This is a genomic window from Stappia sp. ICDLI1TA098 (genome assembly GCF_054880955.1).
This window is the reverse complement of the sequence record NZ_JBTZBT010000001.1, coordinates 49,403-67,528: the sequence shown is the minus strand read 5'-3', so window position 1 is coordinate 67,528 and position 18,126 is coordinate 49,403. Positions and strand designations below refer to the sequence as shown.

Annotated in this window: 12 protein-coding genes; 7 read left to right on the top strand and 5 right to left on the bottom strand. The window is 66.5% G+C overall.

All coding sequences use genetic code 11. The features are described 5' to 3' along the window. The first annotated feature begins 99 nt into the window (after nucleotides 1–99). Complete coding sequence (locus ACSLUQ_RS00265; protein ID WP_417773397.1) at nucleotides 100–1,137, top strand: AI-2E family transporter; 1,038 nt, start codon at nucleotides 100–102, stop codon at nucleotides 1,135–1,137. A 62-nt stretch (nucleotides 1,138–1,199) separates the two neighbouring features. Then, nucleotides 1,200–1,475 (top strand): hypothetical protein, encoded by a 276-nt coding sequence (locus tag ACSLUQ_RS00260; RefSeq protein ID WP_461807386.1) that lies wholly within the window; start codon nucleotides 1,200–1,202, stop codon nucleotides 1,473–1,475. Between the two features lie 121 nt (nucleotides 1,476–1,596). Here ACSLUQ_RS00260 and ACSLUQ_RS00255 read toward each other — a convergent pair whose 3' ends face one another. From ACSLUQ_RS00255 to ACSLUQ_RS00245, 3 genes are all read right to left on the bottom strand, one after another. Then, entirely contained in the window at nucleotides 1,597–1,881 is a 285-nt protein-coding gene (locus tag ACSLUQ_RS00255) for a hypothetical protein (protein WP_417773395.1), read from the bottom strand. A 43-nt stretch (nucleotides 1,882–1,924) separates the two neighbouring features. Further along, nucleotides 1,925–2,884, bottom strand: a complete 960-nt coding sequence (locus ACSLUQ_RS00250; RefSeq protein WP_461807385.1) for a diacylglycerol/lipid kinase family protein — start codon at nucleotides 2,882–2,884, stop codon at nucleotides 1,925–1,927. An 82-nt stretch (nucleotides 2,885–2,966) separates the two neighbouring features. Further along, a complete protein-coding gene (locus ACSLUQ_RS00245; protein WP_461807384.1) occupies nucleotides 2,967–4,337 on the bottom strand; it encodes an aminotransferase-like domain-containing protein in 1,371 nt (456 codons plus the stop codon). 150 nt (nucleotides 4,338–4,487) lie between these two features. On the opposite strand from ACSLUQ_RS00245, the gene dctP reads away from it, so the two are divergent. The 5 genes from dctP (at nucleotide 4,488) to ACSLUQ_RS00220 (ending at nucleotide 9,601) form a co-directional block, all read left to right on the top strand. Then, a complete protein-coding gene (gene dctP / locus ACSLUQ_RS00240; protein WP_417773392.1) occupies nucleotides 4,488–5,522 on the top strand; it encodes a TRAP transporter substrate-binding protein DctP in 1,035 nt (344 codons plus the stop codon). Between the two features lie 82 nt (nucleotides 5,523–5,604). Further along, the gene (locus tag ACSLUQ_RS00235) at nucleotides 5,605–6,108 is read left to right on the top strand and encodes a TRAP transporter small permease subunit (protein WP_461807383.1); all 504 of its coding nucleotides are present in this window, start codon (nucleotides 5,605–5,607) and stop codon (nucleotides 6,106–6,108) included. Then, on the top strand, nucleotides 6,105–7,418 hold the full coding sequence (locus ACSLUQ_RS00230; protein ID WP_417773390.1) for a TRAP transporter large permease: 1,314 nt from the start codon (nucleotides 6,105–6,107) through the stop codon (nucleotides 7,416–7,418). The genes ACSLUQ_RS00235 and ACSLUQ_RS00230 overlap by 4 nt, the downstream gene beginning before the upstream one ends. Before the next feature lie 15 nt (nucleotides 7,419–7,433). After that, complete coding sequence (locus tag ACSLUQ_RS00225; RefSeq protein WP_417773389.1) at nucleotides 7,434–8,711, top strand: hydroxymethylglutaryl-CoA reductase, degradative; 1,278 nt, start codon at nucleotides 7,434–7,436, stop codon at nucleotides 8,709–8,711. Beyond that, nucleotides 8,708–9,601: a hydroxymethylglutaryl-CoA lyase gene (locus ACSLUQ_RS00220; RefSeq protein WP_461807382.1), complete on the top strand. Its 894-nt coding sequence runs from the start codon at nucleotides 8,708–8,710 to the stop codon at nucleotides 9,599–9,601. Before ACSLUQ_RS00225 ends, ACSLUQ_RS00220 begins: the two co-directional genes overlap by 4 nt. Before the next feature lie 14 nt (nucleotides 9,602–9,615). Here ACSLUQ_RS00220 and ACSLUQ_RS00215 read toward each other — a convergent pair whose 3' ends face one another. Next, on the bottom strand, nucleotides 9,616–17,370 hold the full coding sequence (locus ACSLUQ_RS00215) for a hypothetical protein (RefSeq protein WP_461807381.1): 7,755 nt from the start codon (nucleotides 17,368–17,370) through the stop codon (nucleotides 9,616–9,618). Nucleotides 17,371–17,574: 204 nt separating this feature from the next. Then, on the bottom strand, nucleotides 17,575–18,030 hold the full coding sequence (locus ACSLUQ_RS00210) for a YaiI/YqxD family protein (protein ID WP_417773386.1): 456 nt from the start codon (nucleotides 18,028–18,030) through the stop codon (nucleotides 17,575–17,577). Nucleotides 18,031–18,126 lie beyond the last annotated feature (96 nt).

Here is an 18,126-nt window from a genome sequence, read left to right as displayed (position 1 = left end):
GAAGCCGCAATCCGGGAACCTTCGCGCGCCTGCAACGTTCTTCACCGAGCGGATGGCGCAATGTCGCGCGGGACCATCCGCCGGGAGGCACGAGGGTTCTTGTCAAAAGCGGAGTTCGAAACACTGCTCGCCAACGTGGCGCGGCTGTCGCTGATCGCCATCGCCACAATCGTGCTGATCGCAGCGCTCGACGTGGCGCAGGTCATCCTCGCACCTGTCTTCCTCGCGGTCGTGATCGGCCTGATGTTCGGCCCGCTGTCGGACAGGATCGAAGGCTACGGCATTCCCTCCTGGATCTCGGCGCTCGCCATCGTGGTCCTGTTTCTGGTCCTCATTTCGGCGGCCGCGACCGGCTTCGCCGTTCCCTTGTCCGACTGGCTCGACAAGCTGCCGTCCATCTGGTCACGGCTGCAGACGGAGCTGACCAGCTGGAAGGGCATCATCGCCTCGTTCGGCGGCCTTCAGGAGCAGCTGCGCAGCGCCATGGGCACGGGCACCAGCATGAAGGTCAACGTCGAGGACACGACCGCCGTCGAGAGCGTCGTCTATTTCGCTCCCGCGTTCATGGCTCAGATCATTCTGTTTCTCGCCAGCATGTATTTCTTCATCGCCACCCGGAAGGATTTCCGCGAGGCCGTGATCACCCGCTGCATCACGCCGCAGTTGCGCAACCGCGTGCGCCGCACCTTCGACGACGTGGAGACGCGGGTGTCGCGCTATCTGCTTTCGATCACCGGCGTGAACATCGTTCTGGCCATCGCCGTGTCGCTGACGCTCTACGTGCTCGGCGTACCCTCGCCGCTGCTCTGGGGCCTGATGGCCGGCGCGCTGAACTACGTGATCTATATCGGCCCGGCGGTCATGGCACTTGTGCTCACGGGGGTCGGGCTGGCGACCGCCGACACGACGTTCGGCATCCTGACCCCGCCGGCCGCCTACCTCGCACTCAACCTGATGGAAGCCCAGTTCCTCACACCGCTCGTCCTAGGCAAGACGATGACGCTCAATCCGTTCATTGTCCTGCTCTCGCTTGCAGGCTGGATCTGGCTCTGGGGCCCGGTCGGTGGCTTCATCGCCGTGCCGTCGCTGCTGATGATCGGCGCCGTACTGACCAACATTTTGCCCACGGAAGCCTGAAGCGGGCAAACGGACCGGGCGAACCGGATCCGGCCCACCATTCGACAAATCCGGAGAAGACCATGAAACCGAAGACCCCGAAGTCGGAACCGAACCCGATCGATGCCACGGTGGGCGATGCAAAGGACGTGGAACAGACCGCGCTGACCATGGGTTCGCGCGAAATCCAGGCCGCCGCGATCTCGGAGGAGCCGCTGGCCGAACGCCGCGACCGCTTGCAGCGGATGCGCCAGGAACTGGTCTCCCGCATGGGAACAGACAAGGGCGAGGACCTGAAGCCGCTGCTGGAGGAAATCGACCGCGCAATCGCACACCTCTCCGGCCCGGACGCGCTCTAGACAGAGCCTTCTCGAACGCCGCCAACAAAAAAGCCGCCGGCATATCGTGTGCCGGCGGCCGAACCTTGCCGCCCTCGTCCGCAATACGCGGCAGGGCGGAAAATGAGCTGGAGAATGCGGATCACAGCCCGCTGACGTCAAATGCAGCAGCAACGGGCCACCCGGTGCAAGTGCTCTGGTTGCCCCGCGCCACGCAGCGCACCTCCACCGCGCCCAGGTTCCCGGTCGCAAGCTTCAAGTCGGACTTGGCGGCGCGCCCACCTTCATCGGCCGCCGCGCGAGTGCTTTCCGTGGCGCCATGCGCCGTGGCCTGCGTCTCCGCCAGCACCAATACGGCAGCACCCGTGGACAGGGTCAGGGCAACGGCGATTGCGACAGCGTAGGGCTTGATCTTGGGCGTTTTCATCACGGTACCTCCGACAGGTTAACGCGGAAGCAGGGATTTGGTTTCACACACCCGACTCAGACGCCAGCTCGACAGGCGAGCCCTGCGTCTCGGTCGCCGGCAGCATCACGCTCAGGCGTCCCGGCACGATGTCGACGGATCCGGGCAGGGACACGCGGACGAGCTCTCCGTCGACGGAGGCCATGACCTCATTTCCTCGCCCGGCATCGAGATCAACGCGAACGGCCTCCCCGCTCGCGATCTCGGGGTTCTCCACAAACCGGCCGAGCAGCGTCTCCGCACCAATGCGCAGGAGCGCGGGCCAGGAAAAGCTGTGACAGAAATAGACGCCGAGCCGTCCGCCCGTCAGCCAGTCCGCATAAGGCATGTGCCCGCGACCGAAGGCGTTGTTGGAGACAATCAGCGCTGTGACCGGGCGTTCGTGAAGCGTACCGTCGACCTTGGCAAGCAGCCGCAGACGACGCGGTTTCCTGACCGTCAGCCAGAACGCGCGCGCACCGGCAATCATCTTGCCCAGCCGCGAGCGATGGGTCATGCGCTCGCGCTGGCGGATCAGCGCGGGATGCAGGCCGAACGACACATGATGGAGAAAGAGGTCGCCATTGATCAGCCCGACATCGATGTGCGCTTGCCTGCCACCGGCGATGGCAAGGGCGGCTGCGCCAGGTTCCATCGGCATGCCCAGCGCCCTGGCGAACAGGTTCATCGTCCCAAGCGGAAGGAACGCCAGCGTCGCCGGGTGGTCCTGAAGATCGCGGGCGCAGCGCGAGAGCGTGCCGTCACCGCCGCCCAGGACGATCAGATCATGTGCCTTTTGGCAGCTGAGGGCGCGCGTTTCCGCGGCAAGCCTGCGCGGTGCCCGCAGCCGCAGGTCCACCAAGTCGCCACGGTCAAGAAAAGGCTCGCAGATCCGGCGGACAAGTGCGTCGGTGTCAGCGCCGCGGACAGTGCCCGCATTGCGATTGAGGAGAATGCAGACCCTGCGTTTCGAGCTGGACGCCATGAGACCTCTTCGCGTATCGCGGATGCGCGGGACGGGGCCGCGCCTTGCCACAGGACAACCGCGAACCGGCCGCCTGGTTCCCTCACCTCACTTGCTGGCGCAGGAACTCGATAAACACGGGATTGGTCCCATAAGCGACGTTGACGCGGATCGCGGCCGCCCCGCGCGCACTCCGGTCGGGCGTGAACACGCTGCCGGGGGCGAGAAAGATGCTGCGCTCCGCCGCCTTGCGGCACAGCTCCAGTTCGTCGACATCACCCGGAAACTCCGCCCAGAGATAGAAGCCGGGCGTCACGCTCTGCCGCACCTTCAGGCCAACCGCCTCGAGTTGCGCGCCGGAGGCCTTGTGCGCCTCCTCGACCCGCGCCTTGAGCCGGCGAAGGTGACGCAGATACTGCCCTCCCTGGATCAGGTGAAAGACGAAGCGCTCCACATAGTCCGAGGTCGCGACCGTCGTCAGCATCTTGAGATTGCTCAGCGCACCGACGATGGAGGAATGGCCGGCGACAAACCCGCAGCGCAGGCTTGCCGACAATGTCTTGGAAAAGGTCCCCACATAGAGCACGCGATTGAGCTGATCGAGCGCGGCAAGCCTGGGAAGCGTCGCAGGCACGATGTCGGCAAGCGCATCGTTTTCCACGATCAGGAAGCCCCAGCGTTCTGCGAATTGCATCAGCCCGAAAGCCACTGCCGGCGAAAGGGTGCCGCCCGTCGGGTTGTGCGCATGCGACTGGGTGAAAAAGACCTTCGGCCGATGCACGGCAAGCTTCGCCGCCAGGTCTTCCAGATCCGGCCCGTCAGCACCGCGACGGATGCCGACCATATGCGCCTTGGCGAGCGTCAGCTTGCCGAAGAGCGGATAGTAGCCTGGATCGTCGACAAAGACCGTGTCGCCTGGCTCGATCAGATGACGGATGATCAGGTCGAGCCCGTGATTGACGCCATGGGTGAGCAGAAGGCCGTCCGGCGGCACGGATATGGAGCGTTCGAGCAGCAGCATGCGCAGCCGCTCGCGCAAGGGAGCGTAGCCCCAGGAGCTGCCGTATCCGAAGTCCACCGAGGCCGGCTCGGCCGTCTTGAAGCCGGAGAAGAAGCGTTTGAGTTCCGATCCTTCCGTCCAGAACGCAGGAGGACGCCCGTCGCCGGGGCGGACCTCATAGTGCTGATCGAGCTGCTCGCGCAGCAGCGACACGACGTCCACCGCCGCCGCCACATGAGGAGCCTGAGGGACCGGGCGAACGATCTGGAACTGTGCCACATAGTAGCCGGATCCCGCGCGGGCCTCGAGCAGGCCCTGCGCCACCAGCCGGTCATAGGCCTCCGCCATTGTGTTCTTCGAAACGCCGTGCTCGCGGGCCGCCTGACGCACAGAGGGCAGCCGCTCGCCGGCCTTGTAGGCGCCGGCGGACAGCAAGCCGCTGACATGCTGGACGATTTTGCCGGCCCTCGACATGCGTGCTTTCGCAGCCTTGACGATGATTGTCCCACCCATTCAATTGGGACAGTCATTGCGAAATCGCATGCAACTGTCCCTTGATTGTCCCATTTCATTTTATGACAATTCGAGCTGGTCTACAAACATACAATCCCCGGGAGGATGCCCATGACCGATTTGACCCGCCGCCGTCTGCTGACGGCCTCGGCGCTTGGCGGCGCCGCGACGCTTGCCATGCCCGCGATTGCCCATGCCCAGGAAACCGTTCAGTGGCGCATGCAGGCGCTGTGGGACGGCGGCACGACGCCGTTCGAGTTCGAGAAGAAGTTTGTCGAGCGCGTTGGCGAGCTGACCGACGGCCGTTTCGAGATCAAGCTGTTCTCCGCGGGCCAGCTCGTGCCGGCGAACCAGGCTTTCGACGCCGTGCGTGCCGGCGCCTTCCAGATGATGAAGACCTTCGACGGGTACGAAGCGGGCAAGATCCCCTCCTTCGCCTTCACCTCGACCATTCCCTTCGGCTTCCCCGAGGCGGATCAGTACGAGGCGTGGTTCTATGAACTCGGCGGTCTCGAGATGGCCCGCGAGGCCTATGGCAAGGCCGGCCTGTCCTACATTGCTCCGACCGTTTACGGCCAGGAGCCGATGCACTCCACCGTCCGGATCGAGACCATCGCCGACATGGCCGGAAAGAAGGGCCGCTTCGTCGGTCTCGCCTCCGCCGTCATGGGCGACCTTGGCGTCGCGGTGACGCCGCTTGCCACCGCCGAGGTCTATTCGGGCCTCGAAAAGGGCCTGATCGATTTCGCCGACCGCGGCGACCTGACGGCCAACTACGAGGCCGGTCTCGCCGAGGTGGCGAAGTTCATCATCCTGCCGGGCGTGCACCAGCCGACGACCGCGACCAGCTACGTGGCCAACACCGCCGCCTACGAGGCGTTGCCCGCAAGCTTCAAGGCGGCACTCGCCGTCGCCGCCCGCGAAATCTCCGGTTCGCTGCGCCAGCGCATCCTTGTCGAGGACACCAAGGTTCTCGACAAGTATCGCGAGCAGGGCGTCGAGGTGATCCACCTCGACCAGGGCGATGTGGCTGAGGCCCGCGCCAAGGCGGTCGAATCCTGGTCCAAGGCGACCAAGGGCGATCCGCTCGCAACCAAGATCGTCGAGAGCCAGACCGCCTTCATGAAGTCGCTCGCTCTCCTTTGATCCCGACAAGACAGCAAGCGGGCGGCGCCAGCAGGCGCCGCCCGCCCGTTTCCGCCGCGCGTCGCGGCCAACCGGCAGCTCCATGAAAGCACTCTGCGCCTTTGTCACCGGCCTGAACCGGATCCTTTTCGTCATCGCCGCCGCGATCATCTTCGCCGTCGTGCCGATGCTGCTCTATGAGGTCGTCGCGCGCTACGCCTTCAACGCGCCCACGGTCTGGGCCATGGAGGCAAGCACGCTCGTCTTCGGCCCCCACTTCATGCTGGCCGGCCCCTATCTGCTGCACCTGCACGGCCACGTCTCGGTCGACATCCTGAGCGAGCGGGTCAAGGGTGCGCCGCGCAAGGCGCTGGAAGTTTTCACCTACGCCGTCGTCGCGATCTTCGCCGCCGTCTTCGCCATGGTGAGCTGGCCGCTGGCGGTCAACGCCTATGCGCTCGGGGAGACCAGTTTCTCTGCCTGGAACCCGCCCATCTGGTGGCTGAAATTCGTCGTGCCCTTCGCCTTTGCCATGCTTTTCGCCCAGGCCCTCGTCGAGGCGATTTCCGCCCTTTCCGGACAGTCTGACGAGGAGGCACGTCCATGAGCTCCGAGCTCGTCCTGGCGATCATGTTCGCAAGCCTCGTCGGCCTTCTGCTGACGGGCGTCCCGCTCGCCTTCACCCTCGGCGCTCTTGCGCTGGTCTTCACCATCACGCTCTGGGGACAGGCAGCGCTGGCCGTCACCGTGCTCAACCTGTTCGACACAATGCACTCGGAATCGCTTCTCGCGATCCCGCTGTACGTGATGATGGCCAGCATTCTGCAGCGCTCCGGGGTGATCGAGAGCCTCTACAAGGCCATGGAACTGTGGTCGCGCCGGCTTCCCGGCGGCCTTGCCGTCGGTACCATCGCCATCTGCACCATCATCGCCGCCATGACCGGCATCGTCGGCGCCGCGGTCGCGGCCATGGGCATGCTCGCCCTGCCCTCCATGCTGAAGCGCAACTACCAGCCGGAGCTGGCCATCGGCACGATCTGCGCCGGCGGCACGCTCGGCATCCTGATACCGCCCTCGGTGATCACCATCGTCTACGCCGTGACGGCACAGGCCTCCATCGGCCAGATGTTCATCGCCGGCGTGGTCCCAGGCCTGCTGCTTGCCTCGCTCTATATCGGCTATATCGTGCTGCGGGCGACGCTCAACCCGTCCGTCGCTCCCCGCCCGCCCGAGACCGAGGAGATCACCTGGAGCATCCGCATCGCGGCGCTCAAGTCGCTGGTGCTGCCGATGCTCATCATCGTCGGCGTGCTCGGCACCATCTACATGGGCATTGCCACACCGACCGAGGCGGCGGCCGTTGGCGTCGCGCTGGCCTTCGTCTCGGCGCTCATCGAGCGTCGCTTCGGCTGGGAGCTGATCCAGGGCGTCGGCATGGACGTTGTCAAGGTGACGACGATGATCCTCTGGATCACCATCGGCGCGCGCGCCTTCGTCGCCATCTTCACCGGAACCGGGGGAGCGGACTTCCTGCTCGGCTTCATCCAGAACCTGGAAGCAGACCGCTGGGTCGTGCTCGCCGTCATGCTGGCCATGCTCTTCTTCCTGGGCATGTTCCTCGACGAGATCGGCATCATCCTGCTTTGCGTTCCCGTCTTTCTGCCGGTGATCGACTATCTCGAGTTCGACAGGCTGTGGTTCGGCATCCTGTTCCTCGTCTCGGCGCAGATGGCCTACATCTCACCGCCCTTCGGATACACGCTCTTCTACATGAAGGGCGTGCTGCCCGCCGGCATCGGCATGGGCACCGTCTACCGCGCAATCATCCCCTTCATGCTCCTCCAGGCACTCGGGATCCTGATCTGCGCGATCTTCCCGGAGCTCGTGCTGTGGCTCCCCCAATCCATGATCAAGTAACAAGCAGGACACACGATGAGCGACGTCAGATCGTCTCGTATTGAAGGCCTCCACAAGATGGCGCCGGAGGCCCGCCTCCAGGCCGTGGCGCAACAGGCGGAGCTCGGCAACGCGGCCATCGCCAGCCTTTCGGCGGCCGCCGACGGACAGATCGAGCTGGCCGACCGACTGGTCGAGAATGCCATCTCCGCCATGTCCATTCCCGTGGGCATCGCCACCAACATGATCGTCGACGGGCGCGAGATGCTCGTGCCGATGGCGACGGAAGAATCCTCCGTCGTCGCCGCCGTCTGCAACGCCGCCAAGCGCTGCCGCCCGACCGGTGGCTTCAAGACCTCCAGCAGCGGCCCGGTGATGGCCGCCCAGATCCAGCTTCTCGGCGCCAGCGATCCGGAGAACGTCCGCCTCAAGGTCTATGAGCGCATGGACGAGATCCGCGCCATCTGCGACGAGACCGATCCGCTTCTGGTCAAGTTCGGCGGCGGCTTCCGCGACCTCGACATTCGCGTCATCGAGACCGACGAAGGTCCGATGACCATTGTCCACATCATTGTCGACACGCGCGACGCCATGGGCGCCAACGCCGTCAACAGCATGGCCGAGGCACTTGCCCCCAGGCTCGTCGAATGGACCGGCGCCCGCAGCCTGCTGCGCATCCTGACCAACCTCGCCGACCGGCGCCTGGTGCGTGCCCGCGCCGTGTGGCCGCTCGGAGAGATCGGCGGCGCGCAGGTCCGCGACGACATGCTCTCCGCCTTCCATTTCGCCGATGCCGATCCTTATCGCGCTGCGACCCACAACAAGGGCATCATGAACGGCGTCAGCGCCGTGGTCCTCGCCACCGGCAATGACACCCGCGCCATCGAGGCCGGCGCCCATGCCTTCGCGGCGAAGGACGGCCACTATCGCTCCATGTCGCGCTGGGAGGCCGACGCGGACGGCAATCTGGTCGGCATTCTCGAAATGCCGATGGCCGTCGGCCTGATCGGTGGTGCGACCAAGGTCCACCCGACCGCCCAGGCCAACCTTGAAATCCTTGGCGTGAAGACCGCGGACGCGCTCGCTCGCATCATCGTCTCCATCGGCCTTGCGCAGAACTTCGCGGCCATGCGCGCGCTTGCCACGACCGGGATCCAGAAGGGTCACATGGCGCTTCACGCCCAGAACGTCGCCCTGATGGTCGGCGCCATCGGCGCGGAGATCGACCAGGTGGCGAGCGAGCTCAAGGCGCTCGGGAAGGTTCGTCAGGACCTCGCCGAGGAGATCCTTGCCCGTCTTCGGGGCGGCAAGTGAGCCAGCAGGTCGAAATCGTGGAGGTCGCCCCCAGGGACGGCCTCCAGGCCTGGCGCGAGCCAATCGCGACCGAGGCGCGTATCGGTCTGGTCGAGCGGCTGCGCGCGGCCGGTGCCACGCGCATCGAGGTCGGTGCCTTCGTCGCCCCGGACCGGGTGCCGCGCATGGCCGACACCGCCGAGGTGATGGCCGCGGCCGGCTCGCGCGAACAGGCAGGCGACATGGTGCTCGTCGCCAACCGGCGCGGGCTCGACCAGGCGCTGGAAAACGGCGCCCGTGCCATCGCCGTGTTCACCGCCGCGAGCGACGCCTTCGCTCAGAAGAACATCGGCCGCACGGTGGACGCCTCGCTCGAACGTTTCGCCCCCCTTGTCGCAACGGCGCGCGAGGCGGGTGTCTTCGTGCGCGGCTACATCTCCACGATCACGGACTGTCCCTATGCGGGCGAGATCCGGCCCGATGCGGTCGCGTCCGTGGCGCGGGCGCTTTACGGAATGGGCTGCGGCGAGATCGCGCTCGGCGAGACGCTGGGCCGCGCCACGCCGCGTCGGATCGCAGCCGTTGTCGAGGCGGTCGCCGCGCATGTCCCCGTGTCGGACATGGCCGCGCATTTCCACGACACCTATGGCATGGGCGTCGTCAACGTGCTGGAAGCGGTGCGCCTCGGCATCCGCACCGTCGATGCGGCGGCCGGCGGACTGGGCGGCTGTCCCTTCGCGCCCGGCGCGACCGGCAACGTCGCAACCGAAGACGTCCTCTACATGCTCGCGGGCGAGGGCTACGAGACCGGCCTGTCGATGGAGCGGCTGCTCGACGCGGTCGCCTATTGCGAGACCGACCTCGGCATTGCTCCGGTGAGCCGCGTCTACAAGGCCCGCCGCGGCGCCTGAGCCGCGGCCATTCCTCAGAAATGCAGGCCGACCTTGAAGCTCGCCGCGTGAGAGCGGCTTTCCTCGCCGAAGCTGCCGTCGTAGCGCAGCTTGGCTTCGAAACGCTCGCCCTGTAACAGGCTGACGCCGGCGGCAATGGTTCCCCGCACCTTCTCGCGATCGGAGAAAACGGAGAACTTCACACCCGACAACGCCCCGTTTGCAAAGGACTGCGTCAGCCGGTGCCCGTCGTCGAGCGCGAAGGCAACACCTGCCTCAAGGTACGGGCGCACCACAAGATCACCGTCGAACCGGAGATCCGTTCCCACGCGAAGCTGCGGATGCAGGTCGGCAAGGAACATGTCGTGGGGATCTACCGCCAGGCCGAGACTGCCGGCGTCCCGCTCCGTGTAGCCAAAGTCGTGGATCCAGGACATGTCGAGATCGAGCGTGGGGATCGCGAAGACCCTGCCGAAGTCCAGTTCATGTGCCAGACGCACGCGCCCCGAAACGCCCGCAGCGCGAAGCCTCGCCTGCGCGGTGTCCCCCGAGATCGGCACGAACCGGCTGGAGTCGCCCCACGAGTAGGACGCGGACAGCGCTGCGGTCGCAAGCCACGGCCCTTGCGTGTACTTGAGCACGCCGCCGGCGTGAACCCCGTACCCCTCGCTTGAGATGCCCCGGCCGCTGCTGTCGCTGACGTTGAAGCCCGCGGCCAGCCCGAGCCGCCAGTTCTCGGCAATTGCGGCCTGCCGGCCGAACGAGAACCCTGAAAGACGCGCAGTGGTGTGCGCCGCGAAATTGTCGGTGTAACGATGGGTTGCCTTCGCCCAGGTGCATTCATCTTCGCGCAAGGCCGCCCAGGGCCCGTACTGGGTGCCGCAACTGTGCAGGTTGTCGATGTGCGAAATGGCAGCCGTATGCTGGTCCAGCGCCAGACTGTAGTCCTGCGAGGCGTCGAGGTGTTCCGTCAGCGTCTGCGACAAGCCTTCCAGGCTCGGCGTATTGGCCGCGCTGAGCAGGAACGCATAGAGCCGGTCGTCGCCGACACCGACGGCGGCGCCGCTCATCCAGCTCTCGACCAGCGGATCCACGGCAATGGCGACCGCCGCCGCGTTGCCGGAGAGCATTGTGCGCCCGAAGCTGGCGTTCACGCCGGTGATCTTGATGCTGTCGGCATCGCTTGTTGTCTGGAATGTCAGCACCGGGGTGTTGGCGACATGCCCGGCAAGCGCGCCCGCGCCGAAACTGTCGACGATCTCGACGGCATTCGCCAGCTTTCCGAAGGACGAGAGATAGGGATTGAGCGTGCCGCCGTTGCGTGTCACGGCAAGAGCGGAGATATAGGCCGACGTGCCAGCGCCCGGATCGATCTCCAGGAAGTGGCGACTGCCCTGCTCCATCGTGTAGAGGCCGATGCCAAGAACCGATCCGTCGAGCACGCCCTTGTTGAGCACGGAGATATTGCCGGCTGTCGCCTCGATGGTGCCTTCGATGCCTCCGCTCGCCCCGATCACGATCTCGCCCCGGCCATTCGCACTGATGGCGCGCTGCTTGCCGCCGTAGGTCGCGACCTTGGAGCCGTCGGCACCGACCGCGGCGACGGTGCCATCGATGTTGAGCTGGAACTTCGAGCGCTCGTCGCCGATCAGGACAGCGCTGGTCGCCGTGTCCGTGTCCCGCGCAAGCACGAAGGCACCCTTTCGGATATCGACCTTCGTGGAAAGCGTCGTGCCACCCGATGTTTTCGCCATGCCGTTGATCGCGCGGATGCCGGCACCGCCCTCGCCCGAGGCGATCACCTTGCCCGAGACATCGAGCGAGATGCCAAGCCCGTCCGAGCGTCGCGCCAGCGCATAGATGCCCGAGGCATGAGCGCCGGAAACCGAGACCGTGCCGCTTTGCGTGACACTCACCTGGCCGGACTGCGCGCCGGTTTCATATCCGTTGAGCACCCGCTCGCCGTCGTCACTTTCCAGAACCAGCGCCGCGCCACTTGCGGAATAGGCAAAGATGCCGTCCGAATAGTCGCCGCTCGTGCGGATGTCGCCATGAGACGTCACAGATACCGCGCCGCTTGCCCCGCTCGCCCCGACATGTATCGTCGGGGTTCCGGCAACCTTGCCGTTGACCGTGACCAACCCGCCACCATTGCCGGCGGACTGGGCGAAGATTGCGTGCGCATGGCGGCCCGTCGTGCTGATCGCGCTGGCTGCGTCCAGTGAGACGGAAACAGCGCCTCCGCCCCCGCCGCCGCTTGCCTGAAGGTCCAGATCGAGTGTGACCGGACCGCCCCCCGCGTCGAGGGACAACAGCCCGCCACCGCCACCGATCGATTGCGCCAGAACGCCATAGGCAAAGTCTCCGCCCGTGGTGATCGTCCCTCCGATCAGCGCGACCATCGCGGTTCCACCATTGCCGCCCGCGGTCGTCGTCTTGCCGAATGTCGAATGAAGATCGACCGTGGCGATGCCATCCGCAAGGACACCCGCGATGCCGCCACCTCCGCCAATCGATTGCGCCACGATGGCGTGCGACAGATCGCCGGCGGTCGAGACCGTGCCTGTCAGCCCGGCCTCGACCTCGCCCGCAGCCGCGTAGCCTGCCGTCTGTGTCCCGAAATCAAGGCGCAATGTCGCGCTGTCACTCTTGGCCAGATCGGCAAGGAACTCGCCGCCGCCACTGCCGACGGACTGCGCCAGAACGCCAAAGGAGCCCGCTCCGCCGGTGACGACAGAGCCGGTGACGGCAACCGTCGCGCGACCGCCAGCTCCCTCCGCCGCGCCGCTTCCGCCAAGCTTGGCGGTGATGCTCTGGCTGGCGACGGCAAGCGCGTCGGAGACGACCACCCCAGCGCTTCCGCCACCGGAGGAGACCGATTGCGCAACGATGCCATGCGAAAGATCGCCGCCCGTGACCACGCGCGCGGCATTGCCGCTCGACGGCTGAAGTGTCACCTTCGCCTCACCGCTGCGGGCCGGATGACCGCCGTATCCCTGCTCTCCGCCCAGGGTGACGTCGAATGTCGCGGTCGGCACGTCGCCAGCGATATGGGTGCTGTCGAGAACCGTGGCGAAGGTTCCGCCGCCACCCGAGATCGACTGGGCAAGCACCCCGCGCGATCCGACGCCGGCCGTCATCGCCATGGCACCGCCAGAGAGCGTAACCGAACTCCTGCCAGACGCGCTGGCCAGCGCGTGATCCTTCGATCCGAGCTGTACGGTGAAGTCATAGGTCGAGCTTTCAGTGCCGGCGCTCTCGCTGGCCGGAGCCGTCTCTCCCACCCGCAGGCTCAAGGCCTCCACGTGCCCGATATCGCCACCACCGCCGCCGATGGACTGGGCCAGTATCGCGTGAGACACGGCGCCGGTGGTCGAGGCAACGCTGCCGGCCGCGGCACCGATATCGACGCTGCCACCATCTCCCTCGGCGCCTGTCTCCGCGCCGCCGAAGATCTTTCGCGCAATCTCGCGCGTGACCACCGCCTTGACGTTCGGCGGCGAGGGAGCGGATGCCCCACTGTCGCCGCCATCAGTCGCGTTCTTGAGATCGAACGTGTCAACCAGCCCATGCATCCCGCCGCCACCGCCGAGCGACTGGCCGACAAGGCCGTGCGCATTGGCGCCGGAGGTGTAGGCACTGCCACTGTTGAAGATGGAAACGGCCAGTCCGTTGCCACCATTGCCACCAGCGCCGCCCACGGTCGTGGTCGTCGTGCCGCTGGTGACGGAGCGCTTGCCGTGATCGGCATTTTTCGCCCCCAGGCTTGCGGTTCGGGTGATGATGTCGCCCCCCGCACCGCCGCCGCCGCCAATGGACTGCACGACAACCGCCGCCGAGCGATGGCCCTGCGTTGCAACGGTGCCGGAATTTGTGAAGCCCTGCTTCGCCTCGCCGGAACTGCCGCCGTTGCCGCCCGAACCACCGTCGCCGCCGATGACAGCGTTGAGGTTCTTGACCTTGGATCCAGCGCCGGCCGCAAGCCGGGCCGAATTGCCGCCGAAGCCGCCCCCGCCGCCGACCGACTGAAGCAGAACGCCGAACGCATTGTTCCCAACGGTCGCGATGGTCCCGGTGTTCTTCGCCGAGATATCGCCGCCATCGCCCCCCGCTCCCCCCTTGCCGCCGATGTCGACGCCAATGCTGGTGACGGATTTTCCCGCCGCGCCGGAGACGGAAGCGACGTTGCCGCCCGCGCCACCGCCACCGCCGACCGACTGGATCAACATGCCGGTCGAGTGATTGCCGTTGGTGCGGATGGATGCGGTATTGGCGGCGGTAACCGTGCCACCGTGATTTCCACCGCCGCCGGTCCCGCCAATCGACGTTTCAAGGTTGATGGCGTTGTTCTTTTTCTCCAGATCGGCAGGCGCCGAAAGGGTGAAGGCGATCGTCGAGGCAGCGCCGCCATTGCCGCCACCACCGCCCACAGACTGGACGAGAATGCCGTGGGAGATGTCGCCATCGGTCGTGATCGCACCGGAACTGGCGAGATCGACCGTTCCGCCCTTGTGCCCATTGCCGCCGTCGCCACCCACAGCCGCGCCGCCCCCGAGGGATCCGCGGGCCGCATCAGAGATCGTCACATTTGCGGTGATCGCCGCGCCGCCGTTGCCGCCACCGCCGGCGATGGACTGAGCGATCAGACCGGTCGACATGTCGCCGCTCGTGGCGATTGCCGTCGCCGAGGCGATATCGATCTCTCCCGCCGTGCCGCCCGGAGCTCCCTTGCCGCCAACTGCAACAGGGGTCGTGATGCTCTTGGCGTCCGGCCCTGCGGTGATGCTGGCGTTGACGCTCGTGGCCGTGCCGGCGTTGCCGCCGCCGCCGCCAATCGACTGGATGAGCATGCCGGCGGAATTCGCACCCGCCGTGGTCACGCTGCCGCCTTTGGTGGTCAGCGAGACAGCGCCACCGTTGCCGCCATCGCCCCCGCGCCCGCCCACGGAGACCGGTGCAGAGAATGATCCCTCGGAGGACGCCGACAAGGTCACGGCAGAGGCATTGCCGCCGTTGCCGCCGCCGCCGCCGACCGACTGGGCGACCACGCCTATGGAATTCTCACCCGTCGTCGAGATCGCCCCGACGCCGTCGATGGTGACGGCATCCCCGTGACCGCCGCTGCCCCCGCCGCCCCCCACGGAGGCTCCGAGCGTGATGGACTGTTGCGTCGAGGCGGAAACGCTCACCGTCGTCGCGGAGCCGCCGTTGCCACCGCCACCGCCGATGGACTGGGCCAGAACGCCGGCAGAATTTCTGCCAAGCGTCATCACACTGCCCGACCCCTTGAAGGTAACCGCCCGGCCGATCCCGCCCGTGCCGCCGGAGCCGCCGATGGCGACCGAGGCGTTCAGCGTCGGTCCGATGCTGACGCCGGCGCTGAAGGCAAGCGCGGATCCGCCATTGCCACCGCCGCCACCGATGGACTGCAGGACGATGCCGTCGGAATTCTCGCCTTCGGTGCGGATCGCGCCGGCACTGCTCAGCGTTACGGTCTCGCCGTCACCGCCGTGCCCTCCGTGACCACCGATGGCGACGCTTGCCGAAATGCTGTCGACATCGCTTCCCACGCTCAGGCTGAACGCATGCGCACCGCCACCGTTGCCGCCGCCGCCGCCCACGGACTGCAGAACGATGGCGTCGGAATTCGCATCGTAGGTGGTCACCCCGCCGTCGGCGATGCCGGTGATCCTGCCGCCGTTGCCGCCGGTTCCCCCCGAGCCGCCAATGGCGACCGAGGCGGAGAACGAAACGCCGTCACCGTAGGAGACGGACGAGGACCCCGCCGAACCGCCATTGCCGCCACCGCCGCCGACCGACTGGGCCAGAACACCGACAGAATGGGTGCCGGCCCCATCGATCAACCCGGCGTTGGCGGTGTTCTCGGTGCCCGTCTTGATCGACGAGCCGGCGCCGAGATTGATCGTGATCGCGCCGCCATCGCCGCCGGAGGCACCCTTCCCGCCCATGGACACGGATGTGGCCAGGATCGGCGCGGAGGAAGAGGCATGTGCCTGACCGCCCGAGCCGCCACCGCCGCCAATCGACTGCGCGATGATGGCCGAGGCGTGATGCCCGCGCGTCGCGATGCTCGCCTGATCGCCGAGCGTGACATCCAGAGTGCCGCCATTTCCCCCGGTGCCGCCGGAGCCGCCCACCGCGACGGAGGAGAAATAGGCCTGTGCCTTGGCGCTGCCGCCCGATCCGCCGCCACCGCCGATCGACTGGACGATGATCGCATTGGCAAGGTCGCCTTCGGTCAAGATGCTGGCGGCCTTGCCAAGGTGCACCGTGACCGCGCCACCATCGCCTGCCGCGCCGCCCTTGCCACCGATGGCCACCGCCGAGAAAACGCCCGTTGCCACCGCGTTGCCGCCGCGCCCGCCGCCGCCGCCGACGGAAATCAGGTGAATGCCGTTGGCGAATGCCCCCGAGGTGTGGACGCTGTGGTCTCCCGCGCCAAGGGACGTGCCGGTCATGTTGACGATGACGTTGCCGCCCCTGCCGCCGGCCCCACCGCTACCACCAACCGCGATCTCGCCCTTGCCATCGCCGCCGTCCTGACCGCCGCCGGCAACGCTGATCCCGTAGATCGCGGTGGAGAAATAGCCTTGGGTCGTGATCGTGCCCGAGTTGGTGACAGAAATGGCCCCGCCATCCCCACCGCCCCCGCCGGCGGCGCTCTCGCCACCGGAGCCGCCTCGCCCTGCAACCGATTGCGCAAAAACGCCGTCGGAAAGCATCCTCGTGGTCAGGATCGAACCGCTGTTGGTGACGTTGACGGTACCGCCGTCGCCCCCCTTGCCACCAACCCCGCCGATGCCCCCGCCGCCAGCGCCGCCATTTCCTCCCGAGGTCTGTGCGAGGATCGCCGTTACCCTTATTTCATCGGTCTTGATCGAGCCTGAATTCGTGACCGAGGCCACCCCGCCATGGCCGCCATCGCCCCCCTTGGCGCCGGTTTTCACGGTATCCAGGAGCCCCTTGGCGGACATCCCCCCCGTGTTGCCGTCGCCGCCGATGCTGCGCACCCACACCCCGACGTAGGCGCCATTGCCGATCACGATATCTCCGGTGTTGACGATGGCCGCCGCACCACCGTCGCCGCCGGCGCCGCCAAAGCCGCCGGCGACCCCCTGCCACGCTCCGACCACCACATCGCTGACGCTTCCGCCCCCGAGACCGCCAATGCGCCCCGTGCTGGTTGCCTCGAGCGCGGAGCTGCCATCACCGCTGACCGTCAGCGTGCCGCCGTGGGTCAGCGTCACATCGCCGCCATCGCCACCCGTGCCACCCGCGCCGCCGGTCGCGAACCTGCTCTTGAACGACAGACCGCCATTGCCGCCGATACCGCCGACCGCTCCCACGCCATACCCGAACTGATTGCTGTCGAGGGTCCCATCGATTGCGAGATTGATCGTCCCGCCGCCGCCGCCGGCCCCGCCGGGCGCTCCAACGACCACGATGCCGGCGTTGAACTCGTCGCCATTGCCCCCGGAGCCACCGTTGGAACTGACAAGGGTCGGGACGAGTTCGTCGCCCGACGCCGGTTCCACCCGGCATGAAACGGCCCCGCCACGCGCACCGGCCCTGGGAAGGACCGTGCCATGCCCGTCGGCGCCGTCCCCGCCATCTCGGGCAATGTGCAGCGGGCTTGCTCCGCCCTGCATGTCGCAGGCCGGCAGCGTGGTCGCATCGGCCCAGGCGGCACTTGAGACAAGGATTGCAGCAATGGAAGTTCCGAGCGCCAGCCGGTCAAACGTCAATCGGCGTCGCGCAGGTCCTGCCATCGGGACATCCTTCGATATTTGAATATCCCTTGATTTTTCTTGATTCCGCCCCGCCTGTCCATGCCTTTGCCAGAGCCGGACGGCAGACCACCCTCCTGCCCGCGCGCAAGCGCGAGCGGACCAGCGATAACATAGGGAAGGAGGCGCTCGAACGAAGGCAGACAGCCTGACCTGAAAGTATCAGCGAAACGCCGGACCGTTCCCTTACCCCTGGCGCAAAGCGAGTTTGGCCAACCTGTCCAGGGCTTGCAGGAACCGAGACCGGTCGGCCTTTGAAAAGGCCCGGCCGCCGCCCTGGTGGAACGGGTTCGCGGCGCGAATGTCCTGCATCAGATCCCGGGTTGCGAGCCGCTCGCCGATGTTGGCGAGGCTCAAGATCTGCCCGTCGTGCTGCAAGACATGCGACCCGGCCTTCAGGCAGCGATCCGCAAGCGGGATATCCGCAGTGATCACGACATCGCCGGGACCGCAATGCGCGGCAATCCACTGGTCCGCCACATCCGGCCCCTCAGCGACGATGCGAAGCGAGACAAGCGGGTTGCTTGAAGGCCGTATTCCGCCATTGCAGACAAGCACAACCGGAATGCCCAGCCGTGTTGCCACACGCTCCACTTCGGACTTAACCGGGCACGCGTCAGCATCGACATAGAGTGTGGTCAATTTTCAAGTTCCAGTATTGGCTACAGCATTCCAGAAGCTCGATGCCGCTCGTGGCGTATCGAAGGATGCGGTCCTTATACATGAGGAAACGCGGCT